The sequence below is a fragment of the Companilactobacillus miaonis genome (assembly GCF_036913615.1).
Taxonomy (GTDB): domain Bacteria; phylum Bacillota; class Bacilli; order Lactobacillales; family Lactobacillaceae; genus Companilactobacillus.
In genome coordinates this window covers 78,758-104,175 of sequence record NZ_JAYKTX010000005.1, presented here as the reverse complement: position 1 = coordinate 104,175, position 25,418 = coordinate 78,758, and the positions used below count along the sequence as shown (strand labels likewise).

General features: G+C 35.5%; 24 protein-coding genes. 21 read left to right on the top strand and 3 right to left on the bottom strand.

Annotated elements, in window-relative coordinates:
* Positions 1–2: 2 nt before the first annotated feature.
* The 5 genes from gatC to rlmD are packed head-to-tail and all read left to right on the top strand — an operon-like array spanning position 3 to position 5,628.
* Positions 3–302 carry an Asp-tRNA(Asn)/Glu-tRNA(Gln) amidotransferase subunit GatC gene (gene gatC, locus U8521_RS05575; RefSeq protein ID WP_334332190.1) on the top strand — a complete coding sequence of 100 codons (300 nt, stop codon included), beginning with the start codon at positions 3–5 and terminating at the stop codon, positions 300–302.
* Entirely contained in the window at positions 302–1,759 is a 1,458-nt protein-coding gene (gene gatA / locus U8521_RS05570; RefSeq protein ID WP_334352117.1) for an Asp-tRNA(Asn)/Glu-tRNA(Gln) amidotransferase subunit GatA, read from the top strand. The genes gatC and gatA overlap by 1 nt, the downstream gene beginning before the upstream one ends.
* Positions 1,759–3,189, top strand: coding sequence for an Asp-tRNA(Asn)/Glu-tRNA(Gln) amidotransferase subunit GatB (gene gatB, locus U8521_RS05565; RefSeq protein WP_334332192.1), 1,431 nt, complete (start codon positions 1,759–1,761; stop codon positions 3,187–3,189). The genes gatA and gatB overlap by 1 nt, the downstream gene beginning before the upstream one ends.
* 12 nt (positions 3,190–3,201) lie before the next feature.
* A complete protein-coding gene (locus U8521_RS05560; protein WP_334332193.1) occupies positions 3,202–4,209 on the top strand; it encodes a diacylglycerol kinase in 1,008 nt (335 codons plus the stop codon).
* A gap of 60 nt (positions 4,210–4,269) precedes the next feature.
* Entirely contained in the window at positions 4,270–5,628 is a 1,359-nt protein-coding gene (gene rlmD / locus U8521_RS05555) for a 23S rRNA (uracil(1939)-C(5))-methyltransferase RlmD (protein ID WP_334352116.1), read from the top strand.
* Positions 5,629–5,669: 41 nt separating this feature from the next.
* On the opposite strand, the gene U8521_RS05550 is transcribed toward rlmD, so the two are convergent.
* The 3 genes from U8521_RS05550 to U8521_RS05540 all read right to left on the bottom strand — a co-directional run bounded on the left by U8521_RS05550 (position 5,670) and on the right by U8521_RS05540 (position 10,333).
* On the bottom strand, positions 5,670–7,946 hold the full coding sequence (locus U8521_RS05550; RefSeq protein WP_334352115.1) for an alginate lyase family protein: 2,277 nt from the start codon (positions 7,944–7,946) through the stop codon (positions 5,670–5,672).
* Positions 7,947–8,056: 110 nt separating this feature from the next.
* On the bottom strand, positions 8,057–9,271 hold the full coding sequence (locus tag U8521_RS05545) for a glycosyl hydrolase family 28 protein (RefSeq protein ID WP_334352114.1): 1,215 nt from the start codon (positions 9,269–9,271) through the stop codon (positions 8,057–8,059).
* 66 nt (positions 9,272–9,337) lie between these two features.
* A complete protein-coding gene (locus U8521_RS05540) occupies positions 9,338–10,333 on the bottom strand; it encodes an AraC family transcriptional regulator (RefSeq protein ID WP_334352113.1) in 996 nt (331 codons plus the stop codon).
* Positions 10,334–10,603: 270 nt separating this feature from the next.
* Between U8521_RS05540 and U8521_RS05535 the strand changes: the two genes are divergently transcribed.
* From U8521_RS05535 to U8521_RS05460, 16 genes are all read left to right on the top strand, one after another.
* Positions 10,604–11,095: a PTS sugar transporter subunit IIB gene (locus U8521_RS05535; protein ID WP_334332198.1), complete on the top strand. Its 492-nt coding sequence runs from the start codon at positions 10,604–10,606 to the stop codon at positions 11,093–11,095.
* Between the two features lie 12 nt (positions 11,096–11,107).
* Entirely contained in the window at positions 11,108–11,896 is a 789-nt protein-coding gene (locus U8521_RS05530) for a PTS mannose/fructose/sorbose/N-acetylgalactosamine transporter subunit IIC (protein WP_334332199.1), read from the top strand.
* Positions 11,889–12,746, top strand: a complete 858-nt coding sequence (locus U8521_RS05525) for a PTS system mannose/fructose/sorbose family transporter subunit IID (protein WP_334332200.1) — start codon at positions 11,889–11,891, stop codon at positions 12,744–12,746. The genes U8521_RS05530 and U8521_RS05525 overlap by 8 nt, the downstream gene beginning before the upstream one ends.
* A gap of 67 nt (positions 12,747–12,813) precedes the next feature.
* On the top strand, positions 12,814–13,554 hold the full coding sequence (locus U8521_RS05520) for an HAD family hydrolase (RefSeq protein WP_334332201.1): 741 nt from the start codon (positions 12,814–12,816) through the stop codon (positions 13,552–13,554).
* 12 nt (positions 13,555–13,566) lie between these two features.
* Positions 13,567–14,361 (top strand): hypothetical protein, encoded by a 795-nt coding sequence (locus U8521_RS05515; protein ID WP_334352112.1) that lies wholly within the window; start codon positions 13,567–13,569, stop codon positions 14,359–14,361.
* Positions 14,358–16,430: a glycoside hydrolase family 36 protein gene (locus U8521_RS05510; protein ID WP_334352111.1), complete on the top strand. Its 2,073-nt coding sequence runs from the start codon at positions 14,358–14,360 to the stop codon at positions 16,428–16,430. The genes U8521_RS05515 and U8521_RS05510 overlap by 4 nt, the downstream gene beginning before the upstream one ends.
* A 27-nt stretch (positions 16,431–16,457) precedes the next feature.
* Positions 16,458–16,871: a PTS sugar transporter subunit IIA gene (locus U8521_RS05505; protein ID WP_334352110.1), complete on the top strand. Its 414-nt coding sequence runs from the start codon at positions 16,458–16,460 to the stop codon at positions 16,869–16,871.
* Between the two features lie 14 nt (positions 16,872–16,885).
* A complete protein-coding gene (locus U8521_RS05500; protein ID WP_334332205.1) occupies positions 16,886–18,448 on the top strand; it encodes a glycoside hydrolase family 43 protein in 1,563 nt (520 codons plus the stop codon).
* Positions 18,426–19,547 (top strand): D-glucuronyl C5-epimerase family protein, encoded by a 1,122-nt coding sequence (locus tag U8521_RS05495; RefSeq protein ID WP_334332206.1) that lies wholly within the window; start codon positions 18,426–18,428, stop codon positions 19,545–19,547. The genes U8521_RS05500 and U8521_RS05495 overlap by 23 nt, the downstream gene beginning before the upstream one ends.
* A 5-nt stretch (positions 19,548–19,552) precedes the next feature.
* Entirely contained in the window at positions 19,553–21,322 is a 1,770-nt protein-coding gene (locus U8521_RS05490; protein WP_334352109.1) for a DUF2264 domain-containing protein, read from the top strand.
* A gap of 3 nt (positions 21,323–21,325) precedes the next feature.
* Entirely contained in the window at positions 21,326–22,174 is an 849-nt protein-coding gene (locus U8521_RS05485) for a nucleoside hydrolase (RefSeq protein ID WP_334352108.1), read from the top strand.
* Between the two features lie 33 nt (positions 22,175–22,207).
* Positions 22,208–22,963 carry an IclR family transcriptional regulator gene (locus tag U8521_RS05480; protein ID WP_334352107.1) on the top strand — a complete coding sequence of 252 codons (756 nt, stop codon included), beginning with the start codon at positions 22,208–22,210 and terminating at the stop codon, positions 22,961–22,963.
* A gap of 64 nt (positions 22,964–23,027) precedes the next feature.
* Entirely contained in the window at positions 23,028–23,873 is an 846-nt protein-coding gene (gene kduI / locus U8521_RS05475; RefSeq protein WP_334352106.1) for a 5-dehydro-4-deoxy-D-glucuronate isomerase, read from the top strand.
* Between the two features lie 24 nt (positions 23,874–23,897).
* Positions 23,898–24,713, top strand: coding sequence for a 2-dehydro-3-deoxy-D-gluconate 5-dehydrogenase KduD (gene kduD / locus U8521_RS05470; protein ID WP_334332211.1), 816 nt, complete (start codon positions 23,898–23,900; stop codon positions 24,711–24,713).
* A 165-nt stretch (positions 24,714–24,878) separates the two neighbouring features.
* A complete protein-coding gene (locus U8521_RS05465; RefSeq protein ID WP_334332212.1) occupies positions 24,879–25,064 on the top strand; it encodes a hypothetical protein in 186 nt (61 codons plus the stop codon).
* Positions 25,065–25,159: 95 nt separating this feature from the next.
* On the top strand, positions 25,160–25,384 hold the full coding sequence (locus tag U8521_RS05460; protein WP_334332213.1) for a helix-turn-helix domain-containing protein: 225 nt from the start codon (positions 25,160–25,162) through the stop codon (positions 25,382–25,384).
* The last annotated feature ends 34 nt before the right edge of the window (positions 25,385–25,418 follow it).

Sequence of the window (25,418 nt, the reverse complement as noted above, 5' to 3'; positions counted from 1 at the left end):
AAATGATTTCAAAAGATGAAATTTTACACGTTGCTAAATTAGCTAACTTAAAACTTCAAGATGATGAAGTAGACGATTTTGTCAGTCAATTAGGTAAAATCGTTAACATGGAAGATAATTTAGCAAGTGTTGACACAACAGGCGTAGAGCCAACTTACAACATGGGTGACACTAACACTGTCTTTCGTGAAGATAAGGGAATTCATACTCAAACTAGAGAACAAATGTTAGAGAATGTTCCTGAAACTGACAACAATCTTATTAAGGTACCAACAATTGTTGACAAGGAGGACGATGAATAGTGGATTACATGAAGGAAACAATCGATTCATTGCATAAGAAATTATCCGACAAAGAATTGACTGCAGAAGAATTAACTAAGCAAACTTTGACTGAGATCAATGCCAAAGAAGACAAACTTAATACTTTTATCACTGTTAACGACAAGGCTGTTGATGATGCTAAAAAGATTGACGCCGATGGTATTAAAGGCTTATTGTCTGGTATTCCAATCGCTATCAAAGATAATATCGTGACAAATGGTATCAAGACTACTGCTGCAAGTAAGATCTTGTACAATTTCATGCCTGTATACAACGCTACAGTTATGGATAAATTGGATAAAGCCGGTGCAATCGATATCGGTAAAACAAACCTTGATGAATTTGCTATGGGTTCATCCACTGAAACTTCTCACTTTGGAACATCTGTTAATCCTTGGGACTTCAGTCGTGTTCCTGGTGGCTCATCTGGTGGTTCTGCTGCTGCTGTTGCCAGTGGTCAAGTAGTTGCTGCTCTAGGTACTGATACTGGTGGTTCAATCAGACAACCAGCTGCTTTTAATGGTATTTTTGGAATCAAGCCAACTTACGGTCGTGTTTCTCGTTGGGGCGTTATTGCCTTTGCTTCAAGTCTTGATCAAGTTGGAGTTATGACAAAACGTGTTGAAGACTCAGCTTCTGTTTTATCAGTTATCGCTGGTCATGATGATCATGATGCAACTAGTTCAGAAAAAGAAGTTCCTGATTATCGTGCCAATTTGAACAAGGATATGACCGGAGTAAAGATTGCCGTTCCTAAGGAATTCTGGCAAGAAGGTACTCATCAAGATGTCTTAGACAATATCAATAAGGCACTAGATTCATATAAGAAGATGGGCGCAACTGTTGAAGAAGTTAGTCTACCAACTTTGAAACATGCGGTTGAAGTTTACTATGTCTTGGCATCTAGTGAAGCTTCATCTAACTTGCAAAGATACGATGGTGTTCGTTATGGATACCGTGCTAAGGACGTTAAGAACATTAACGATTTGTTTGTTAACTCACGTTCAGAAGGTTTTGGTCCAGAAGTAAAGCGTCGTATCATGTTAGGTACTTTTGCTTTGTCTGCTGGTGCTTACGATGCTTACTTCAAGAAAGCTGCCGAAGTTAGAACTATCTTTATTAATGAAATGACTAATGTTTTAAAAGACTATGATTTGATTATGGGACCATCAACGACAACACCTGCTTTCAAGATTGGTGAAAAAGTTGACGATCCATTGGCAATGTACATGAACGATATTTTGACAATTCCTGCTAACTTAGCTGGTCTTCCAGCTGCATCAGTTCCTGCTGGACTTGCTGAGGGCTTGCCAGTTGGATTACAAATTATCGGTAAACCATTTGCTGAACAAGAGGTCTTGAATGCGGCCTTTGCCTTACAAGAAGAAAATAAATTTTATGAACAAATACCAACTGCACTAAAGGGGGAAGACTAATGAATTTTGAAACAACTATCGGACTGGAAGTCCACGTTGAATTAAAGACTAATTCAAAGATGTATAGTCCATCACCCGTTGCTTATGGTGCTGAATCTAATATCAATACCAACGTAATTGATTTTGGTTTTCCAGGAACATTACCAACTGTTAACAAAAATGCTTATCGTTTAGGTATCATGGTTGGTTTGGCCTTGAATGCTAATATTGAAAATCACACTCACTTTGATCGTAAGAACTACTTCTATCCAGATAATCCTAAGGCTTACCAAATTACTCAACAAGATAAGCCATTGGGTCATGATGGTTTTATTGAAATTGAAGTTGATGGTAAAAAGAAGAAGATCGGTATCGAAGAACTTCACGTTGAAGAAGATGCTGGTAAGAATACTCACGGTAATAATGGCTATTCATACGTCGATTTGAACCGTCAGGGTACACCTTTGATTGAAATTGTTTCAAAGCCTGACATGCACTCACCAGAAGAGGCTTATCAATATCTTGAAAATCTTCGTAAGATTATTCAGTTTACTGGTGCTTCTGATGTTAAGATGGAAGAAGGATCAATGCGTGTCGATACTAATATTTCAATTCGTCCCGTTGGTTCAGATACTTATGGTACAAAAGTTGAGTTAAAGAACTTGAACTCTTTCAACCACGTTAGATTAGGTCTTGCTTATGAGGAACAAAGACAAGCTGCTATCTTAAAGAGTGGTGGCACGATTGGTCAAGAAACAAGACGTTTTGATGAAAAGACTGGTGAAACATTCTTAATGCGTGTTAAGTCCGGTGCCGATGATTATCGTTACTTCCCAGAACCAGACCTACCAGATTATGATATTACTCCAGAATGGATTGAAGAAATCAAAGCTAGTTTGCCTGAATCAGCTGCTAAAAGACGTGATCACTACATCAATGAATTGGGGATTCCTGAATATGATGCTGGTGTCTTGACTGATACTAAGGAAATGTCGGACTTCTTTGATGAAGCTGTCTCCTATAAAGCTAATCCAAAACTAGTTTCTAACTGGTTGATGGGTGAAGTTAACGGATACTTGAATGAAAAGAAGATTGGTCTATTAGATACTAAGTTGACACCAGAGCACTTGGCTAAAATGATCAATTTGATTTCTAACGGAACAATTTCTTCAAAGATTGCTAAGAAAGTCTTTAAAGAAACAATCACCAATGGTACTGAACCAGAAAAATGGGTCAAGGATAAAGGACTTGTGCAAGAATCTGATCCAGCAGTATTGAAACCAATGATTTTAGAAATTCTCGATAATAATCAACAATCAATTGATGACTTCAAGAATGGTAAAGACCGTGCGGTTGGTTTCTTGGTTGGACAAATCATGAAACAAACACACGGACAAGCTAATCCAAAGGTTGTTAATAAGATTTTGATGGAAGAGTTAAAGAGTCGTTAGTGAGGGAAAGATATGCGTGCTAGACTTATTTATAATCCAACTTCAGGTCACGAGACCATGAACAGTAATGTTGGAGACATTTTGAATATTATTGAAAAAGCTGGTTATGAGGCTAGTGCTTACCGAACTACACCGAAAAAGAACTCAGCCAAAAATGAAGCCAGACGAGTAGCTAAAGAGGGCTTTGATTTAATCGTTGCTGCTGGTGGGGATGGTACGATCAATGAGGTCGTCAATGGTATTGCTGACCTTGAGAATCGACCAGAGATGGCAATTATTCCTGCTGGTACGACTAATGATTACGCTCGTGCTTTGAAAATTCCACGAGATGACGTTGTCGAAGCAGCTAAAGTTATTTTAAAAGGCCAAAAATTGCCAGTCGATATTGGACAAGCCGGTTCCAAATACTTTATTAATATCGCTGGTGGTGGATCAATGACTGAATTGACCTATGAAGTTCCTTCAGCTTATAAATCAATTTTGGGATATTTAGCTTACCTTGTTAAAGGTGCCGAAATGTTGCCTCGAGTTAGTCCGATCGATATGCACATTGAGTATGACGATGGCGTTTTTGATGGCAAAGCTACGATGTTTTTAATTGGTTTAACAAATTCAATTGGCGGAATGGAACAAATTGCTCCTGATTCTGTTATCGGTGATGGAACATTTTCATTGATTATCGTTAAAGAGACAAACTTAAGAGATCTCGTTCATTTGATTGCCTTAGTTTTAAATGGTGGACGCCATGTCAATAATCCAAAAGTTATTTACACGAAAACTAAGAGAATATCCGTTCACGCTAACGATGAGAACCGTTTGATGGTTAATCTCGATGGTGAATACGGTGGGGATGCTCCAATGGAATTTATCAATTTGCATAAACATTTGAATATCTATGCAAACGTTGATTCAATTCCGCTCAAAGCTATCAGTAGTTCAACTCTCAGCGAAAAAGATGCTGGAGAAAAAATTATCGAAGAAGAACGCAATCTAGATAATAAGAATAAAGATAAGAAATAAAAAAAGAAATTGGAAGTGGATCAGTTTTGGACACTTCTTTTTTCTGTGTAAAGAGGAAAAATGCAAAAACCTAATTTAAAGAAGAACCAAAAAATTGAACTGACAATCGAAGATTTGTCTTATGAAGGTAAGGGTGTCGCTAAAGTTGATGACTTTACTTTGTTTGTCGATAACGCTTTGCCTGGTGAAGTAGTTAATGCGGTTATTACTCGTATCAACAAAGACTTTGGCTTTGCTAGAACTTTAGACGTTATTAAAGAATCTCCTGACCGTGTTCATGATATCGATGCCATCTATGCTCAAACCGGCATTGCACCTTTGAGTCACTTGAAATATGACAAGCAACTTGAATTTAAACGTAATCAAGTAAAAGTTGATTTTGATAAGATTGGCCTAAAAGATGTAGTTGTTAACAAGACTCTAGGGATGGAATCACCATTCAATTACCGTAACAAAGCTCAAGTTCCAGTTAGACAAATTAATGGCAAGTTAACTACAGGCTTTTATCGTCGCCGTTCACATGACCTTGTACCGATGGAGAATTTCTTGATCCAAGATCCTAAGATTGATGAAGAAATCATCAAAGTTCGTGATATCTTGAGAAAATACAAAGTTCGTGGTTTTGACGAAGAGAATCAAAAAGGTCAAATTAGAACGATTATGGTTCGTCGTGCCTACTTTACTGGCGAGATGATGGTTGTCTTAGTTTCCAGAACGCGTGATATTTCTCACTACAAAGATATCACTAATGAAATCATGGACAATTCTGAAGTGAAATCACTTTATTTGAACGTTAACTCCAAGAATACTAACGTGATTTTTGGACAAGAAATGACTTTATTGGCCGGTAAGAAATATATTGATGATAAGATCTTGGGACATACTTATCGAATTTCTCCAAGATCTTTCTATCAAGTTAACCCAGTTCAAACTCAAAACTTGTACAAGATGGCCATTGATAAAGCTGAATTGACGGGTAAGGAAGAAGTAGTTGATGCTTATTCTGGTATCGGTACGATCGGTTTGTCACTAGCTGATAAAGCTAAACACGTTACTGGTATTGAAGTTATCGAAGATGCCGTTAAAGATGCTGACCAAAATGCCAAACTGAATGGTATTGAAAATGCTGACTTTGTTGTAGGAAAGACAGAAGATGTTCTAGATGAATGGGCTAAGAACAATATGTCGGTTGACGTCTTGATGGTCGATCCTCCACGTAAAGGCTTGGCTAATTCATTGATTGATTCACTAAAGAATATCCAACCAAAGAAAATTGTCTACATCAGTTGTAACCCAGCAACCTTGGCACGTGATTTGTCACTGTTAAGTGATACATACGAAATTGGTGATGTAACACCAGTTGATATGTTCCCGATGACTAACCATATTGAAAGTGTTGTTGCTTTAACATTGAAATAAAATAAAAAAACTCTGAAATCTATTCAAGATTTCAGAGCTTTTTATTTTATTTCCACTTTTGTAGCACTTACAAATTCGTTAGTTCCAACACGATAATAATCTTGGTTATTGATCTTGATTATTTTATCGGATTTCCAATTTGAATTTGCAGAAAGAGCACGGTTTTGAATTGTACGCCCATGTTCGTCAACAACGCGAATATATTTGTGGCCATTTTTCAATTTTAAAATTTTTGAAATGTTTTGATACGAATATACATCACTAGCTTGAATCCACTTATTAGAGGCAACGCGATAAAGAACTTTGCCTTGTGGGTTAGTTTTTACAGCATCACTGATCCAGTTGGAATTGGCCGGTAATGTTGAACCATCAATTTTATTGCCGTTATTGTCAAATAATTGGGCGTAATTGATATTTGAATAAACCGTGATATTTTGTTTAAATGATTTTTGATCATTATTAGAATTATCGGCTGTCGAAAGTAAAGCAGCATCAATCCAACCGTTAGATTGACCACTTTCATTAGTTGAAGTTTCTGCTCTCGACAGGGTTTGAGCAGCCTGTTTTATGTTTGAAACAGAATTAGGATTACCATTAGTTTGATTTAAGTAATGATTCATCAGTATTTCAAAAGCAGGTGTTCCATCATTAGCTTTACCACGTGACTTGTCTGAAACAAAAGTTTCAGATTTAACTGATTGACCAAGATTATATCTAGCAACATAATCGACGCCTTTTAATAGACGATTGTTATAAGCTGAAAACAAATCTAAACCTTGATTCCAAGATATTTGGGCTTGAAGTGCTAGACCATTGATACCTAGTTGTACGTGGGCTTGGTCACGGGAGGTTTCTTGACTTTCGCCAGTAGGATAAATGTAATTAGGAAGAGCTCCCATAGATAATTGATCAGTTGCAGCATTGCCGATGTAAAAATTCTTTAAGGCAGCATTATAAAGGTCAACGTCATTTAAGTAAATTGCTGCTGTCATATTGAAGGCACCAGTTAAGGCGTCCCAATTTCCATTTGCTTGTGGATAAAAATCAGTCGTCGTGGAATAAGTTCCACCTCTGGCAATCATCATACTTCGAATGAATTTATCGAAGTTGTTGATATCTTTTTGTTGCCACTTATCTGATGCTTTAATATTGGGCTGTTTGTTGTAAACATTTTTCAAAATTTCAGCAGTGTTAATCATTTCAGGAAAATTTAGTGAAAATCTTAATTTAGCATCAGTTGCATGTCCTACTGTCTTTAAAGTGCTAGTCCAGTCATTCAAAATTTGAATGGCTTTTTTTGCATGCGCTTGATCACCGTCAAAGTACCACATAAAAATATTAGAACTAGCCGCAAAACTATCTTTAGTTAAGTGGTTTCCACCAATATTAGGATTATTGTAAGGTCCAATATCAGTTATTGCCTGAGCATCATCTTGATAGTTGGCACTAGCCAAATCCGAGTTCTTTAATTGTTGATAAGCTTTTCCATCGATTGTATCTAAGTTATTCTTATTCTCTTTGATACGGTCTAAGTTCTTATAAGTATAAAGAATTCCGTCATGCTTGAATTTAAAATTAGTTGGTAAATAAGGAATTTCACTTTCGTTGACATAATCATTAGTTATATCAGTTACGTCAATGTAATCTAAGTTTGGACCATCATAAACTGCTTGCCCTGGAGGAGCTTGAATAGTCAAAGTTAAGGTGTTTTCACCTTTATTCAAATGAACATTCATGTAGTTATTATTCCATTTTGTATTACCTTTGATAGCTGAGTAATCATTGTTGGCCTGGGTGACATTTTGATTATCGCCATTATTATAACCAGAAATGTTAAAGACCATCCATCCGGCCCAACCTTTGTCACTCAACGGATCAGCTGAATTATTGATTGAAATGCGAAAATTTCTTTCATCACGGACGTTACGGTGACCATTTGTTTCTGTACCCGGATTGTTGTAAACGAAGTGCAATTCATAAAACCCATCTTTAGGAACATTTATCTTCCAAGTAGCTGAATCTTTGCCCTCGGGAATAGTATTTTTATATGTACTGATATCAGAAACGGGGTCGCTGAAATCAACAAACTTTGAACCGGAAGCATTGTTTAGCTGGATACTCTCGTTTGGATTAGATGTTGGTATTGAATCACCGTTGTTTCTAACATAAACACTACCATTTTTGTTGGTATAATCCTCAGCCTCAATTTTTTCATTGAAGGAAGCTGATACAGAATTTGTCGGCACTAGTAAAAATGTTAAAGCACTTAAACCAATTGGTAATCCTACCTTCAGAAAAGAAAGTGGTCGATACTTCATATTGGAACCCCCTATATTGAAAAATGAAATATATTTCTAGTTTCGTTATAGGAAATTATGTTTCTTGCCAAGACAAATGATATAGTAAGCGTTTACAAAAATCAAGTCACTTATTTATTTTCTTGAAAGATTTGACGGTGCCAATTGGTCAGTCCAATGAATGAAAAACGTTGTCCTTGAGTCGTTTGAATGACTGTTTCTTGAGCAAAAAATGTATTAAAAATATTTATTTCAACTTGATCATCAATTAACAATAGTGGTTGTGTTTTTGAGTTTTCAAAATGACAATTATTGAGATTTAAAATAGTTTTATGATTATTTCCAAAACAAGTTGAAGTTTTTTGAAGGTTTTTAAAATTTATGTTCTCAAAACTTATTTCTTTAAGCGGAGTTCCATCTTGAAGTAGCTCCAAATTGTTATTTTGGTAGACAATGAAGCGGTCTGAATTTGAAACTAGGAGATTGCTGAACTTTAAGTCTGACTCGGGATGAAAGTTGTTATCAATTTTTAAAGAATAGTATTTCAAAAGTGAATGCGTGTAATTGGTATCAGTAGATAGATGTGGAAAATTACCTGGGCCAATTAATGTACAGTCTTTGATTAGAATATTTTTACCGCTCAAGCGGGTGGCATTGCAGGCGGTATTGAAATGACAATTCTCGACTAAAAGATTATTTATGTCGTATCCTGCCAAACAGTCGTCTCCAGTTTCAAAATGACAATTCTTAATTTTAATATCGGTCGAATGATGAAGATTAAAGCCATCATGTCCACCAAGAATAGTAATATCAGACAAATAAACGTTCTGACAATTGATGATAGCGTGTGACCAATTAGCACTGTTGATAAAATTGTACCCGGATAGGGTTAGATTTTTGACGTTGGCAAAAACGATTCCCATTGGTCCACGGAATCCTTCCTCACCATTTGGATCAGTCAAGTTTTGACCATTTAGTACTGCTCCTGGTTCAGCCTTGATAGTAATATTTTGACAATCATAAGCTGAGATCAAAGCGTGAAAATAGTATTTGGGTAAATTCCACAAAGAGGCGAAGTACTCATTCTTCAAGAATTTTACAGGAATATCTTTCTTGTAATCAATGTAATCAGCTAGATTTGTACTAGCTTTAATTACCGCACCACTTTGAAAATTTAAAGTTAGATTATCACAGAGAAGGATACTTCCAATTTGATATGTACCTTGTGGGATGATGATAGTTCCACCATTTTGTTTTTGGCAATCGTTAATAGCTTGTTGAAATTGTTGAGTTTGTTTCTGTACAGGATCGTTTTGATTCAAGTAATCTAGAAGATTGATTTTCATTTTATTACCTCACTTAAATTTTTGGATGAGTTCATAAATAGTAATTTAAGCTTTTGTAAATAAAAATCAAGATTTACTATGATTGTTTTGTGCGTTTATGATGTCAACAATCATGGCATGAAGTGCCTTGGTACCATACTGAGTTGGGAGTTTTGGTTTAGGATCAACCACATCACTATTTAAGTAAGTATTTGAGATATTTTTTCTAAACTTACTAGGTGTTGTACCAGTTTTCTTTTTAAAAGTATGGAGAAATTGCTTGTCATCTGAAAAGTAGGATTTTTCTGCTATTTCTGATATCTGAAGAGATGTTGAAACTAATAAATATTTGGCAAATTCAATTTTCATATTTATGATGTATGACTTTATGGAAGTTCCAGTTTCTCTTTTAAATAATCGGCTTAGGTAGCTGGGATTTAGTTCAAACGTATCGGCGACTTGTTGGACTGTTAAGTTATTAGAAATATTGATGCGGATCCATTCAGCAACTTTGGTTGAAGTCAAAGGATTTTTTGAATATTTCAAAGATAATGTTTTTAGATAGTCGGTACTGATTTTACATAATAAAAAAGAAGTGAAGAAATCATTTTGTCGTTGAGAACTAGGAGATTCATTGATTGACTGCAATAATTGATTAAAAAGAGTAAACAATTCATCAGGATTATGCATTTTATATATTTGGGGAATTAGTGCGTAATTATTTAGTTTTGGTATTTCATTTTTGTTTCGTTGTTGAACGATTGCGTCGTGAATTAACCGATCGTTATCATTTATTTTTTGTGAATCGACTAAAAAATGGACCCAGTACGATGATATTTCTCCCGTTGTTGCAGAAATCCCCTTGATTTCTGCATGTTGTGGAGCATACAAAATATCTCCAGCGTGTAATTCTACTTTTTCACCATTTATTTCTAGATGCATGATTCCTTTTTCTAACATCATGATTTGTGAATCGGCATCGTGATGAGTTTTTCTTCGTGTCCAGGGAGCATTATCGTTTTTTAAAAAATGGCCTGCCCATAGGAAAATGATAGGTTTATTAAGAGAAATTAAATAATTCATATGTCAAAAATCTCCTTAATATTGTTGATTTTTTTAAATGTCTATAGTCAAATTTTAACACTTTTTATATATTTAAAACGGTTTCATTATCCATCACTATGAGATATTCTACTTGTAGATGCTAATTAATAAACGTTTTTAGCTAAATAATAATTATTTATATTTCTAGTCGGGTGTTTAAATTAACCGGGTTTTCTTGCCATTTTTTCATTATTTGGTAAGCGTATTAATTAGTTATTTATTAAATTTAGAGAGATAGGTGAGTACAAGATGATTAAAATGCTAAGAATTGACGATCGTCTAATTCATGGACAAGTTGCAGTTGTCTGGTCAAAGAATTTAGGGATTTCTCGAATTGTCGTTGTCAGTGATTCAATCAGCAAAAATGAGATTCAAAAAGCTGCTTTAAAGATGGCAGCTCCAGATAATATTAAAGCTTTTATTTTACCAGTTGATGAAGCATTGAAGCTTTTGAATGATCCACGTGCCGCAAAGTTATCAATTATGGTCGTTATGAATAATCCGGTCGAGGTCAAAGAAGTTCTTGAAGGACTCAAACCTGAAGCTAAGCCAGAAAATATGGATTTAGCAAATTATGGACGTATCGTTGGCGACATTGAAAATAAGAATAAGATTTCGGATACGGTTTACTTAACTGATGATGAAAAGAATATTTTCAAAGATTTGAGCAAAGAAAACTTTAAGTTTATTCATCAACCATTACCAAGCGATTCAGTTAAGCAACTAGATGATTTGTTATAGGGGGAAATAATAATGCTAGTAAATGCGTTAATGGTAGGTATCGCTCTGACCATTCAAAAATGGGGAGATTGGTACGGAAGTCTTGGATTTAATCGTCCAATGATTGCCTGTACTGTAACAGGAATCCTTCTGGGTCATATGAAAGAAGGTATCATGATTGGTGCCGCTCTTGAATTGGTTTACTTAGGAAGTATTTCTTTAGGTGGTGTTATGCCACAAGATTTCGGACTAGGTTCAGTTTTCGGTGCTGCCTTTGGTATCTTACTTTCATCAAAGACATCAGTTGCCGTCGCACTTTCTTTACCAATTAGTATGTTAGGTACTTTGGTTTATCAATTGTTTAAGATTTGGGCAACAGCTTTGGTTCCAAGATTTGAAAAGCATTTGAGGGATAAAAATATTAATGCTTTCAATAGATTATGGCAAGTACAACGTGGTGTTTATCTTCTAATGTGGTTTGCTTTAGGTTTCATCGGTATCGCAGCCGGTACAGATGCTATTAAAGCTTTAGTTAATGCTATTCCTGATCAAATCATGAATGGTTTAACAGTTGCTGCTGGTATGCTTCCTGCAGTTGGTATTGCTTTATTGATGATCACTTTGTGGGATAAGACATTGGCACCTTGGTTCTTCCTTGGATTCGGTGTTGTTTCATTCTTTAAAGGAACAATGATTGAAGTTGCTTTTATCGGAATTTGTATTGCTGTTCTTGTAGCTGTTAGCGATTTGAAGAAGAATCGTGAAGCCAAAGTTCAGACAACTAACAAAGAAAATGTTGAGGAGGATTTCTTCAATGACTAATGAAGTAAGTACAACAGATAGTTTTTTGACAGATAAAAAAACTGAAAAGAAATTTTATAGAAAATTATTTTGGCGTCAAAATTGGTTAATGTTTTGTACATCTTATACGAAACAACAGGCCGTAACTTATTCTTGGGTCCTTGAACCATTCTTAGCCAAAATTTATGGAAAAGATACACCAGAGTTTTATAGCGCAATGTTGCGTCATCAAACATTCTTCAATACAACACCTATGATGGCTCCGTTCGTTATGAGTTTGAACTTATCAATGGAACGTGAAAATCACGACAGTAAAGGTAAGTTCGATAGTAGTTCAATCACAGCTATCAAATCAGCTTTAATGGGACCATTTGCTGGTTTAGGTGATTCTGTTCAACAAGGTGCTTTGAGAATTATCGCCACTGGTGTGGCAATTGGATTGTGTAAGAAAGGTATGTGGCTTGGACCTTTACTATTCTTGCTTATCTATAACATTCCTAATATGTTGATCCGTTGGTATGGAGCAAAATTAGGTTATCGTTTAGGACAAGATTTTGTTACAAAGGCGATGGAAAACGGAATTTTCAAGATTATCACAAAAGCCGTTTCTGTTCTTGGTTTAATGATGATCGGTGCCATGAGTGCTCAGTATGTTTCATTCACAACAACCTTCCAAACCAAGGCTGCCGGACAAGTCTTCAAGCTACAATCAGTGCTTGATCAAATTTTACCTGGCTTATTGCCACTAGCACTTGTCCTTTGCTGTTTCTGGTACTTACGTAAAAAGAATCGTCCAGCTCGTTTATTAGTTGTTATTGTTGTTCTTGCATTAGTTCTTACATTCCTTGGAATTACTGGTGGTGCAGCTTAATAAGAAAAGCGTGTTGATGAAAAATTCAATACGTTTTTTTATCAGAAAGATTTAGGAGTAGTTATTAATGAAGAAAAGGATTAAAGTCATCTGTTCTGATCTTGACGGGACACTGTTAAATTCCAAAAAAATGGTTTCTAAAAATAATTTGGAAGCAATAAAAAAATGGCAAAGAAAAGGTAATTTATTTGGAATCACAACTGGTCGCTCAGAACCTGGAGTCGATATGGTAGTAGATGAAGAAATGCAGCCGGATTTTGTGATTTGCGTCAATGGTGCACGAGTTCATCAATTATCTGGTATGACAAAAATCCATACATTGAGTAACGAAAGCGTGAATACTATTTTGAAAGTTATGGATCAATTTTCTCAAAATGAGTATTCACTAACTATTGCTGGTAAAAGTATTTGGCAAAAAGAAACTCCTTTTATTAATTCCAAAAAGAATGAATTAGTTGAAAAAGTGTCCGCTAAGGTGGCACAGGCTGATAATTTAAAAAAAATATTAGCTGATTTGAAGTTGTTACCTTTTAACACTACTTGGTCAGATTCGGATTATGTTGAAGTTGTAGCTAATGGGGTGTCGAAATTCTCCGGTTTGAATGAAGCGCTGGAAGAAAAAGTTTCAATCGACGAAGTGGCAGCAATTGGAGACTACGAAAATGATTTGGAGATAATAAAAAATGTAGGTTTAGGTGTAGCTGTGGGGAATGCGATACCTAAATTAAAAGAACAGGCGGACCTGGTAGTAGCAGATCATGATAAAGATGCTATTGCTGATTTAATAGATAAATTAATAAATGACTAGGAGAGAACAGAAATGAAATTGCAGTTACTCAACCAAGACAAGGTGTTGGATGAAGAGGAAGATGATGGGTTTGTCAGTTTATCGTACACTTCACAATATGCCCAAGGAAATTACTATCGTTTGACCCTAGATCATTATCCAGCATTTGTGTGGATTCAATTGGAAGCATGCATTGCTCCTTCATTAATATATATTACGAAGAAAAATTGGGATTATACAATTCCGTTTAATTTGCAACGTGAATGGCCTTATCCAGATGGAGCATTTTTAGGGAAAAATCATTATAGCTGGGCAAGATTAGCAACAGCTGAAGAATTGAAAAATCGTGTTAACTTAGCAATCAATACTTATGACCAACATGATGAGAATGGAGCCTTTCCACACGCTTCGGCCAATGCGGAGACTAGAAATGAGACGGTTTTCTTCGCTAAAAATGCAATTGACGGTATTTGTGCAAATAAGAAGCATGGTAGTTATCCATTCCAATCATGGGGAGTTGATCGTAGGGAAGATGCAGAATTCACTTTAGACTTTGGTCGATTAGTTGAGATTGATCAAATCAATTTCGTATTACGGGCGGATTACCCACATGATGTGAATTGGTCAAGCATAGAGGTGCGTTTTTCTGACGGTAGTAGTGAACGGTTGGCATTAATTAGAACTAGAAAGTGCCAAGAATTTCCAATTGCTAAAAGACAAGTTAAATGGTTGAAATTAACTAAGCTGAAAAGAATCGATAATACTGATGCTTTTCCAGCTTTGAGCCAATTAGAAGTTTATGGAAGAAATGTTGATAAAAAATTATGAGTAAATTTAAAACTTTAAATAAGTTTATTTTAGGGGACATAGTTGCACATTATTTCATAGACGAAAACAAGCAAATAGAATGGACGATTTATCCTAAGAGTAAAATTGAGAAGTTTTGTTTTCCTAATTATCAACGTACGACGGTGAGTCTCGTTCAAGCAAAAATTTTTCAAGATTCATATGATAAAAATTTCGGTAATGGGATGACAATGCTAAATAGTCAAACTTCGCGTAGCATGACTTTTGTTGATCAAAAATGTATCAAGCTTAGTCAAAAAATTCAAATTCAGACAATCTTAAAAGATGAACATGGGAATATTTATCATCATTATGTGAATTACGATCGAGATTCTCAAAGGATCAAAGTTTGGTCCAGCATGACTAATATGACTTCTGAAACAGAAAAATTGGAATTTCTTTCTTCCTTTGTTCTTAACAGTCTTAGTCCCTTTCATCCGAAACAACTTGCAGGTAATCTTGATTTGATTCGATTACGGTCTAAATGGTCAATGGAAGGTCGAATTGAACAATTACCAGTTGAAAAGTATGATCTGGAAAAAAGTTGGAAAGCATCTGGAATAGCTTTAGAAAGATTTAGTCAATATGGAACTATGCCAGTCAGAAGATTCTTTCCGTTTCTGGGATTGAAAGATCATCGAGAAAATGTCACTTGGTTAGCAGAATTCGATGCTTTAGCTTCATGGCAAATGAATGCAGCTCGTGTTGATGATCGGTTGATTTTCTTTGGCGGGTTACCTGATGCTGACAATGGTAATTGGTATAAGTTGATACAACCCAATGAAAGTTATCAAACGCCAAAGACTACTTTGACTGTTGGTCAAGGAAAACTATTGCAAGTTTCACGGCGACTACAAGTAAGAAATAGTCAACCAATGTCAATTATTTATAACGAATGGGGAACTAGTTGGGGACATCCTAATGAAAAATTAGTGGAAGAATCAGTTGATCTGTTAAAACAACACCAAGTTGATTATTACGTAATTGACGCTGGTTGGTATCGTAGTAAAACTGAAGATTTCAATGATAGTATCGGTGATTGGAATGTCGATCAAAATGAATTTCCTCAAGGGTTGGCAAAGGTTGTGAATCAAATACATAGTCAAGGTATGAAGGCTGGGATTTGGTTCGAATTTGAAGGCTTAGGTAAGGATAGTCAAAAATATCAAGATACTGATTCTCAAGTCAAAAGAGATAATTGGCCGGTTACTACTTTAAAGCGAAGATTTTTGAATATGACTTTGCCAGAAGTTCAAAATTACTTGAAAGAAAAAGTAATTACTTTACTGAAGACAGCCAATTTTGATTATTTAAAAATTGATTATAACGATAGTGTTGGAATTGGTGCTGACGGTGCAGATTCATTAGCAGAAGGTTTGCAGCAGCAAATTCAATCGACTTTGCAGATGATAAGTGAAATCTATCAAGCAATTCCTAATATTAAGATTGAAAATTGCTCTTCTGGTGGACATCGTCTGACGCTGCCTTTTATTGAGAATACTGACTTGTCATCATTCTCTGATGCACATGAAACTGATAGTATTCCTTTAATAGCATGTAATGAATTAAATATTATACCTGCTTCAAAAAATTTGATTTGGTGCACGATACATCCAGATGATTCAATTAGATATTTGCAATATCATTTGATAGCAACCTTTTTAGGAAGGATTTGTATGTCAGGCGATATTCGCAAAATGTCGAACGAACAGTGGAATGTGATTGATAAAGCATTTTCATTTTACAAACAAAATTCTCAATTGATATCACAAGGAATTCCGTTTAGAAAAGGGCCTGAGGTATTGAGTTATCAAAATCCTAACGGGTATCTAATTTCTGGTTTTATAAATGATTCGAATAATGAAATTTTGTTATTAGTTTATCAATTTAGAGATGTTGAAGAAAAAAGTATTAAATTATCACTTGATGAAGACTGGCAAGTGGTCGATCAATTTGGTGATGAAAAGATTCAATTGAATTGTGGTAAAGAATGTAAGGTTAAGTTCTCTAGTGAAGCGTTTAGTGCGCATGCCTTTGTATTAAAAAGATAATTAAGAAACAGTAATGGAGTGTTATATATGTCAGATAAGTATCAAGTAATTTTAATTTCACATAATAAGTTGGCTGAAGGAATTTTGAGTGCCGCTAAAATGATTGCTGGAGATCAGATTGAGGCTAAAGCATACGGATTAATGCCTGGGGAGAATCCACAAGATAAGGTTAAGCAAATTGAAAAGGAACTTGACCCTGAAGCACATACATTGATTTTGGCTGATTTATTTGGAGGAAGCATGGCTAATGCCGCAATTCCGTTGTCAGTGAAGGACAATGTTCGTTTGATTACCGGTTTGAATTTAGCTTTGGCGTTACAAGTTATTTTGGAGCATCCTTGGAGTGATGCCGAGATTGAAAAGACTATCGGTCGCGCCCAAGAGAATATCCAAGAAGTTAAAGTCGATATTAAAGCCGATGAAGATGAGAGTTTCTTTTAAAGGAGGATTTGTTAATGGTAGTTAATCCAATACTTAGAGGGATGAATCCTGATCCAAGTATTTGTACGGATGGTAAAAAGTATTACATTGCAACTTCGACCTTTGAGTGGTTTCCCGGTTTAAAAATTTATGAATCGGAAGATTTAGCCAACTGGTCAATAGTTGCTCGCCCTTTGAAAAAACAAATTAATCTTCTGGGAGTTCCCGATAGTGCAGGTGTTTGGGCACCAGGATTAAATTATTTCAATCATAAATTTTGGTTAACATATTCTGTCATGCATCAAATTGATGGTAATTATAAGGATTTACGAAATTATCTAGTTTCAGCTGATGAAGTATCGGGGGAATGGTCAAAGCCAATTTATATTGGTTCCCAAGGTTTTGATCCATCGATTTTTCAAGATGATGATGGCAAAACCTACATTTTGTCACAAAATTGGGATTATCGAAGGACCTATACCCATCAAGCTTTCAATGGAATTATAATTCAAGAATTTGACATTAAAACGCAAACTATAAAAGGTTTCACTAGACAAATCTTTAAAGGCAGTGCTCAAGGCGGAAGCGAAGGTCCTACATTGTATAAGAGAAATGGCTATTATTACTTGTTAATGGCTGAAGGTGGTTCGGGTAGACATCATTCAATTACAGTTGCTCGATCAAAATCCTTAAACGATGAATTTGAGCTTTCTCCAGAGGTAACTTTAATTACAGCTTACAATGCAGAGAATCAGCCGTTACAAAAAGCTGGTCATGGAAATTTAGTTGAAACATCTGATGGGAAGACTTACTTGGTTCACTTGGTCAGTCGTTATTTACCAGGAACGCAAAAAAGTGTTCTAGGAAGAGAGACCGCAATTGAACCAATAATTTGGAAAGATGATTGGCCGATGATTAAAAATGGCAATCACCCATCTGAAAATATTGAGCAATTGCCTAAAAACCAGTCGTCAATCGCTTATCGGACTAATTTTGAAAATGGCTTAGATTTGAACTGGAGTACCTTACGTCACCAAGTTGATTTTGAATTCAATAAAGGAATCGTTATACCCGGGGATGAATCTTTATCTTCAACTTTCCAACAATCATTGGTTGCTCGAAGTTGGCCAGATTTTTCCTTTAATGTGAGAACTAAGTTACAGTTCAACCCAAGAAGTTTTCGTAATCAAGCTGGTGTGACACTTTATTACAATACCCACAATTGGATTTTCTTATACGAAAGTTTTGATGAAATGTCACAAAGAAGAATTCTAAATTTACAAATGTCAAAGGCAGGTAAGGTCAGCGAACCAGCTAATGGTTTGTATATTTATTTGCCGGATGGTGATGTGGAATTAGGATTTGACATCGAAGCAGCACAGGTTAAGGCGCTTTATAAGAATGAAGTTGGTGTCTGGCAAGAATATGGTCGGACGATTGATGCTAGTTTCATGTCGGATGAAGGTGTCGATGGCTGGGGATTTACAGGTTCCACAGTTGGATTAACGTGTATCGATACAGATCTGAAAAATACTAAAGCAACCTTTTCGTATTTTTCAATAGGAGGAAATGAGAATGGATCAGAAAAAATGGGCTAATGATTCCCTCGAAAAAATTTATCAAAAAACACTCAATTCACTTAAAAAACATGGGACAGAAATGATTCCTTACCAAGCTGTTAACGGAAACTACGAAGATGATATGGCAACTAAAGATATCGTCTGGTGGACGAATGGATTCTGGGGTGGCTGGAATTGGCAGTTGAACAATTTCCATAAAGATTCACTGTTAGTTCAAGCCGCTGAGAAAAATGAAGTTGAACTCGATCAAGCATTTCTCAAGTATCAAGGTTTGCATCACGATGTCGGTTTCATGTGGTTACCTACGGCTGTGACTCATTTTCAAATTGATAAAGATCACGATGCTTATTGGCGCGCTCGTCATGCGGCTGACTTATTAGCTGGTCGTTATAATCCAGTCGGTAAATACCTTCGTTCTTGGAATAAAGACCGAGCTGGTTGGGTAATCATCGATTCGATGTTAAATATTCAATTGCTCTATTGGGCAAGTAAGGATACCAACGATCCTAGGTTTAAGATGATGGCTGATAATCATGCTCATACGGTGATGAACAACCACGTTCGTCCAGATGGCAGTGTTTCTCACATTGTTGTCTTTGATCCAAACACTGGCGAAAAAGTTAGAACGGATACTGGTCAAGGTTATGATGAAAACAGTAGTTGGAGTCGTGGTCAAGCTTGGGCCATATACGGATTTGCGGCCGCATATCAAAATACTAATAATGAAGAATATTTGAATACGGCTAAAAAAGTTGCTAATTACTTTTTAGCAAATGTTTCACAAACAGATTTTATTCCGGCAATTGATTTCCGTGGACCAATCGATAAATTAGGTTATGATAGTTCAGCTGCCAGTACTGCTGCCAGTGGAATGTTGACGATTGCCAAGTATTGTTCGAATGAAGAAAAAGCCATTTATTACAATGGTGCATTAAAGATTTTGCATGCGATCGAAGATAAATTTGCCGATTATGATGTTGAAAAAGATGGAATCTTAATGGGTGCGACGACAGCTTATCATGATGATAAGGGTTGGAATGTCAATCTAAATTATGGCGATTATTTCTTTATCGAAGCGTTATTGAAGATTATCAATAAGAATTTGGAGATTTTTTAAAAAGAATGATAGGAAAAAATGAATTAAGAAATTGGATGTATTCAATGATACCGATCGACGATTCGTTTTTGTCACAAAGCAGTGCAGCTTATTTGCCTGATATTCAAAATTTAGAAGCCACTTTACGACCGCTTTGGGGCATCTTTCCTGATTTCATTACGAATAGTGATTCTGATGAGGTAGCTAGAAGATATGTTAGACAGTTAAAACAAATTGTTGATAATGATCAATTACCAAAAATCACTACTAAGAATCGTCAAATTGCGGTTGAACTCGGTGTGGTTGCTTACATGTTAGGTAACTTTCAAAATAAGTTTTTGACACTATTTTCAAAGAATAGTCAAAAAAGATTAGTTGATTGGCTAAATGAAATTAATACAATTGATTTTCCCGAAGGTAATTGGTATTTCTTCTTGATTCTAGTTAACTCAGCTTTGAAGAGAAATCATTTAGATTATTCACAGGAAAAATTGAAGCTTGGTTTAGCAAAAATTAATTCCTATTATATTGGAAATGGTTGGTATACCGACGGTCCTGGTAAACAAATGGATTATTATGTAGCATTTGCCTTTCATTTCTATGGAATCATGTATTCGCGTTGGTTTGATGATAGAGATGCACAAGAGTTTCAACGTCGAGCAGTAGTTTTTGCAGATCAATTTCAGTATTGGTTTGATGAAAGCAGTCGTTCATTACCATTTGGTCGAAGTTTAACGTATCGTTTTGCTCATGTAAGTTTTTGGAGTGCGTTGGTTGTTTCAGGATTGTATAAGCGAACTTCTCTGTCATTGGGACAAATTAAGGGAATCATTGAACGTAATTTTAAGTTTTGGCAAAAACAAGCAATCACTTTGCCACATGAAAATAATTTATCGATTGGTTATGGATATGGACAACAGTTGATGTCGGAAGACTATAATGCTCCGGGATCGCCAATGTGGGCCTTTAAAAGTTTTATTTTATTCGAATTACCAGTTGATGATGAATTTTGGAAAATTGAAATTGAGCCATTAAATAAGCAACGACAGGTCGTTCAAAAAGAAGCAGGCTTTTTAATTAATTCTTCGAATGAACAAACGACGGCTTTGTCAGTCAGTCAATTTCCCAAGAATCCTAATTTATATTGTGGTTCTGAGAAATATTGTAAATTTGCTTATTCAACGGCATTTGGATTTAACGTTTCACGGCAACAGAGTGGTTTAAATAATTTAGCTTTGGATTCAACGTTAATGTTTTCAGTTCCTGGGCATGAACAATTCGTGCCACGTAAAAAAATTGATGAATCGTTTGTCAATGGAACTTATGGTATCAGCGTTTGGCATCTATGGGACGACGTGTTTGTTAGGACATATTTAATTCCAATTGATGCTCAAAGCCATATTAGAATTCATGAAATTAAGAACAATCTTCCATTAGATGTGGTGGAAGGAAGTTTTCCGTTGGCTGATTGGAACCATAAGTACAACCTTTCGGAGATCAAAGATAATTCAGTTGAAGTATTTAGTCTTCGGGGGATGTCAGGAATTCAAGATTTAACGGGTGATCGAGATGGCGTGATTTCTCAACAAGGTCCTAACACCAATATTTATTCACCAAATCCAAATGCAATTCCAATTTTAAGAACTACTTTAGATTCTGGAGAGCATGTTTTGGCAACGTTGGCGTATGGCTTTACAAATTCTGATGAGCAGAGTCCACATGTTAAATTTGATTTTGATGATGAAAATTTCAAATTAAAAATAGAAGGAAAAAATCTTCAAATTCCAAGGATGTAGCAGATGCCAAATCAAAAAGTAAGGGTAATTATTTGTAGTGATGTTGGAAATGAAGCGGATGATCAATTTGCCATTGTTCAAGCGCTATTAACGAAAAGGATCGTCGTGAAAGGAATGGTAGCGGGATTCTTTAATGAAGCAAATAGCGTTGAAAAAGCTTTTAAAAAGATGGTTGCGATTTCTAAACTTACTAATATGGATTTTCCAATAAAAAAGGGTGCTTCAAGTCCCGGGTGGAAATTAACCAAAGGAGCTCAGCTGCTGATTGAAGAATCTTTGAAAAGAAGCACATTTCCTTTATATATCGTGTGTTTAGGTGGATTGACAGATTTAGCTACCGCAATTGCTGAAAATCCTAAAATTGTTCAAATGATTCATGTCATTTGGGTTGGCGGCGGTCGTTATCCAAGTGGCAGCCATGAAGCAAATGTTGCAAGAGACATTGAAGCCGCAAACTTTGTCATGAAAAGTGGCTGTGATATCTGGCAGATTCCCAGTAATGCATATAAAGAAATGAGAGTCAGTACTTCCTTTTTAAAACTTGAATTGAGTAACAGTGGAGAGGTTAGTAAATTTCTTTACAATGAGATTTTGGAATTTGAAAAAAATCATTATCAAGACAAACCTTGGATAAATGACGAGAGCTGGGTTCTAGGAGATTCGGCAGCGATTGGAGTACTTTTGGATGAGCAAAAAGGTAATTATTCAATGGTTGATACACCGTTTTTTGGAGATGATTTTAAATATAGATTTGAAAAAGGGTCAAAAAAAATTAGAGTGTATCACCACATTGATCGAGATTTGATTCTAATGGATTTAATTTCTAAATTGAAATTATTCGAACATCGTTGAAAAAATTAAATAAAAGCGAAAGGGTACATGATTATGGTCGAGAAGAAAGCTTATGGCACCGTGTTAATTAAAGCAAAATATATTTTGGATTATATGATGGATTCAAATGCTGGTATGTCGTTAAAAGATATCAGTAACGGAATCAATGTATCTAAGCCAACGGTTTTAAAGATTTTGGAGACAATGTGCAATCAAAATTTGATTCGTAAGGATGTTTACGATAAAAAATATTATTTTGGTTCGGATTTAATTGGATATGGTCAACGTGCGATGAATGATTTTGATATTAGTCGCCAAGTTTTACCGTTTCTTTCAAAATTGCGGGATGAAACTAGAGAAACGGTTCATTTAGGAATTGAACAAGATGATAAGGTGGTCTTTTTACAAAAATTAGAAAGTCCGCAAAGTGTTAATTTGAAATCAAAAATTGGTGGAAAATTGAATCTCTATTGTTCTGCGATGGGAAAAGCTCTTTTGGCTACTAAAACTGACGATGAACTGGATCAGTATTTTTCTCAAGTTACTTTAAAACAAATTACACCTTACACTGTTACGAGTATTGCAGAATTGGAAAAGCAAATCAGTTTGACCAAGATGCGTGGTTACTCGCTAGATGATAAAGAGAATCAAGATGAGGTCGTCTGTGTTGGCGCCTCGATTAAAAAGAGAAACAAAGTATACGGTGCTTTTAGTGTAAGCACCCCAGAGTATCGAATTAATGATCAAAAAATAACCGAAATTATTACGGCTGTTATTAATACTAAAGAACTAATTGAAGAAACGTTATAAAATTTTTTACTTAAAAATAAAAGAAACTTAGTTCCTAAAAAAGAAACTAAGTATGGAGGAAATTATGTCACTATCAATGAATATTAATTATGCACACAGTCCTGAGGATATTAAACACTATTCTACAGATAAATTAAGAGAACAATTTTTAGTTGAAGACTTATTTTCAGCTGGTAACATTTCACTAACTTATACCTACAATGACAGAATGATTCTTGGTGGCGTGACACCAACTGACAAGCCATTGGAAATCGTTTTGGACAAAGACTTAGGGGTTGACTTCTTCTTACAACGTCGTGAATTAGGAATGATCAATATCGGTGGATCCGGTTCTATTACTATCGATGGTAAGAAAGAAACAATGGTTCAACATGATGGATATTATGTTGGTATGGGCACAAAACATGTTGTCTTTGAATCTGATGATTCTAAGAATCCTGCTAAATTCTACGTTGTTTCAACTCCTGCTCACAAGACTTATCCAAATAAGAAATTGCCATTTGCTAATGCATTAGCTAAGCCACTTGGTGATCAAGAGCATATGAATAAGAGAACTATTTACAAGTATATTGATGCTTCACAAATGGATACTTGCCAACTTCAAATGGGTTATACAGTTCTTGAAAAGGGTTCTTCATGGAATACTATGCCAGCACATACTCATGCAAGACGTATGGAAGCATACATGTACTTTGAATTTGGTTCTCCTGACACAAAGGTATTCCACTTCTTAGGTAAACCTGATGAAACAAAGCATATCGTTATGTCACCTGAACAAGCCGTTATTAACCCAAGTTGGTCACTTCACTGTGGTGTCGGAACTACTAACTACTCATTTATTTGGGCTATGTGTGGTGAGAACCAAACTTATGATGATATGGATCAAGTAAAGATGGAAGACTTGAAGTAAAAAATTAAGGAATGGTGAAAAATAATGGAACAATCTCCTGAAGAAATTAAACAAAACGAAGCAGCTTTAGATAAATTTAAAATGAAGTTCTTTGATTTAACTGGCAAAGTTGCTGTTATTACTGGTGGAAACACTGGTTTAGGACAAGGTTATGCGGTAGCTTTGGCTGAAGCTGGTGCTGACATCTTTATTCCAACATTTGGTAAAGCAGAGTGGGATGAAACTCGTGCCATGATTGAAAAACGTGGCCGCAAAGTTGAATTTATGGACTGTGATTTAACTAAAAAAGGTGTGCCAGCGGAAGTTGTTCAAAAAGCTCTAGATACTTTTGGTCATATTGATATTTTGATCAACAATGCTGGGATGATTCGTCGTAATCCACTTCTTGAATCAAAGGATGAAGATTGGGACAAAGTTATCAACATTAATTTGAATGCTGTTTATCATATGTCAATTGAAACAGCTAAAGTTATGGCTAAGCAAAAATCTGGTAAGATCATCAATATCGGATCAATGCTTTCATTCCAAGGTGGTAAATTTATTCCATCTTACACAGCTTCAAAGCACGGTGTTGCCGGTTTAACAAAGTCATTTGCTAGTGAATTAGGTGCTTACAATATACAAGTTAATGCGATTGCACCAGGTTACATTAAGACTGCTAATACAGCTCCAATCAGAGCTCAAAAGGATCGTAATAAAGAAATTCTTGATCGTATTCCTGCTGGACATTGGGCAGAACCATCAGAATTGATGGGTGTTGCTGTCTTCTTAGCTAGTCAAGCTTCTGATTATGTTAATGGACATATCTTAGCTGTCGATGGTGGTTATCTAGTTCGTTAAAATGTGTCAAATACCCTACAGAAAATTGTTTGTTGGTGAACATTTTCTACCTCTAAAATTATTTAAACTAAAATAAAGCCAAAAAAGCCCTCTAAGTTGCGGAAAAAACTTGGAAGGCTTTTTGTATGCTAAAATAGTGGAAAATACGTAATTAAGGTGAATCAAATGAATCTAATCATGGGTTTGGGTGCTTTAGCTTTAGGAATTTGGCAAGTATTTGTTTCGAAGCAATACTTTGATAACATGCGTCACCAGTCAGCTCCAATGGTTTTTTCAATTATTGCGGTTGTTTTTAGTATGCTTTTTGCTGCCTTTTTAATAGTCTTTGGTTTCCTAAAAATTTTTGGTTAACGTTAATCGGTAAATTTGTTACGTTCATAGAAGTTTATGTTTCGTTTAATAATTCTGAAATATAATGTTTCCATAACTAGGAATTGAGGGATCTTATGAGAGAAACATTGAATCGTGAGAAGACTATTTTAGGTAATAATTTACGTGAATGCCGCAAACAATGTAAGTTGTCAGAACGTGAAGTTTCGAAGATGCTCCACGTTGATATTACAACGATATCTAAATATGAGCACAGTACTCGTACTCCCGATATTTATACAATTATTCGTTTTGCCGATGTTTATGGAGTAAGTTTAGATGCACTTGTGGGTCGTGGCTAAACAAAAAGTGGAACAAGAGTGTTCAGTTTTCGAG

Excerpts from the sequence above, each read along its gene's own strand:
- U8521_RS05505 (WP_334352110.1), top strand. The coding sequence starts at position 16,458 with ATGTCAGATAAGTATCAAGTAATTTTAATTTCACATAATAAGTTGGCT.
- U8521_RS05485 (WP_334352108.1), top strand. The coding sequence starts at position 21,326 with ATGCCAAATCAAAAAGTAAGGGTAATTATTTGTAGTGATGTTGGAAAT.
- U8521_RS05465 (WP_334332212.1), top strand. The coding sequence starts at position 24,879 with ATGAATCTAATCATGGGTTTGGGTGCTTTAGCTTTAGGAATTTGGCAA.
- U8521_RS05560 (WP_334332193.1), top strand. The coding sequence starts at position 3,202 with ATGCGTGCTAGACTTATTTATAATCCAACTTCAGGTCACGAGACCATG.
- U8521_RS05520 (WP_334332201.1), top strand. The coding sequence starts at position 12,814 with ATGAAGAAAAGGATTAAAGTCATCTGTTCTGATCTTGACGGGACACTG.
- U8521_RS05545 (WP_334352114.1), bottom strand. The coding sequence starts at position 9,271 with ATGAAAATCAATCTTCTAGATTACTTGAATCAAAACGATCCTGTACAG.
- U8521_RS05540 (WP_334352113.1), bottom strand. The coding sequence starts at position 10,333 with ATGAATTATTTAATTTCTCTTAATAAACCTATCATTTTCCTATGGGCA.
- rlmD (WP_334352116.1), top strand. The coding sequence starts at position 4,270 with ATGCAAAAACCTAATTTAAAGAAGAACCAAAAAATTGAACTGACAATC.
- U8521_RS05510 (WP_334352111.1), top strand. The coding sequence starts at position 14,358 with ATGAGTAAATTTAAAACTTTAAATAAGTTTATTTTAGGGGACATAGTT.
- U8521_RS05550 (WP_334352115.1), bottom strand. The coding sequence starts at position 7,946 with ATGAAGTATCGACCACTTTCTTTTCTGAAGGTAGGATTACCAATTGGT.
- kduI (WP_334352106.1), top strand. The coding sequence starts at position 23,028 with ATGTCACTATCAATGAATATTAATTATGCACACAGTCCTGAGGATATT.
- gatC (WP_334332190.1), top strand. The coding sequence starts at position 3 with ATGATTTCAAAAGATGAAATTTTACACGTTGCTAAATTAGCTAACTTA.
- U8521_RS05530 (WP_334332199.1), top strand. The coding sequence starts at position 11,108 with ATGCTAGTAAATGCGTTAATGGTAGGTATCGCTCTGACCATTCAAAAA.
- kduD (WP_334332211.1), top strand. The coding sequence starts at position 23,898 with ATGGAACAATCTCCTGAAGAAATTAAACAAAACGAAGCAGCTTTAGAT.
- gatB (WP_334332192.1), top strand. The coding sequence starts at position 1,759 with ATGAATTTTGAAACAACTATCGGACTGGAAGTCCACGTTGAATTAAAG.
- U8521_RS05490 (WP_334352109.1), top strand. The coding sequence starts at position 19,553 with ATGATAGGAAAAAATGAATTAAGAAATTGGATGTATTCAATGATACCG.
- U8521_RS05460 (WP_334332213.1), top strand. The coding sequence starts at position 25,160 with ATGAGAGAAACATTGAATCGTGAGAAGACTATTTTAGGTAATAATTTA.
- U8521_RS05480 (WP_334352107.1), top strand. The coding sequence starts at position 22,208 with ATGGTCGAGAAGAAAGCTTATGGCACCGTGTTAATTAAAGCAAAATAT.
- U8521_RS05535 (WP_334332198.1), top strand. The coding sequence starts at position 10,604 with ATGATTAAAATGCTAAGAATTGACGATCGTCTAATTCATGGACAAGTT.
- U8521_RS05500 (WP_334332205.1), top strand. The coding sequence starts at position 16,886 with ATGGTAGTTAATCCAATACTTAGAGGGATGAATCCTGATCCAAGTATT.
- U8521_RS05495 (WP_334332206.1), top strand. The coding sequence starts at position 18,426 with ATGGATCAGAAAAAATGGGCTAATGATTCCCTCGAAAAAATTTATCAA.
- U8521_RS05515 (WP_334352112.1), top strand. The coding sequence starts at position 13,567 with ATGAAATTGCAGTTACTCAACCAAGACAAGGTGTTGGATGAAGAGGAA.
- U8521_RS05525 (WP_334332200.1), top strand. The coding sequence starts at position 11,889 with ATGACTAATGAAGTAAGTACAACAGATAGTTTTTTGACAGATAAAAAA.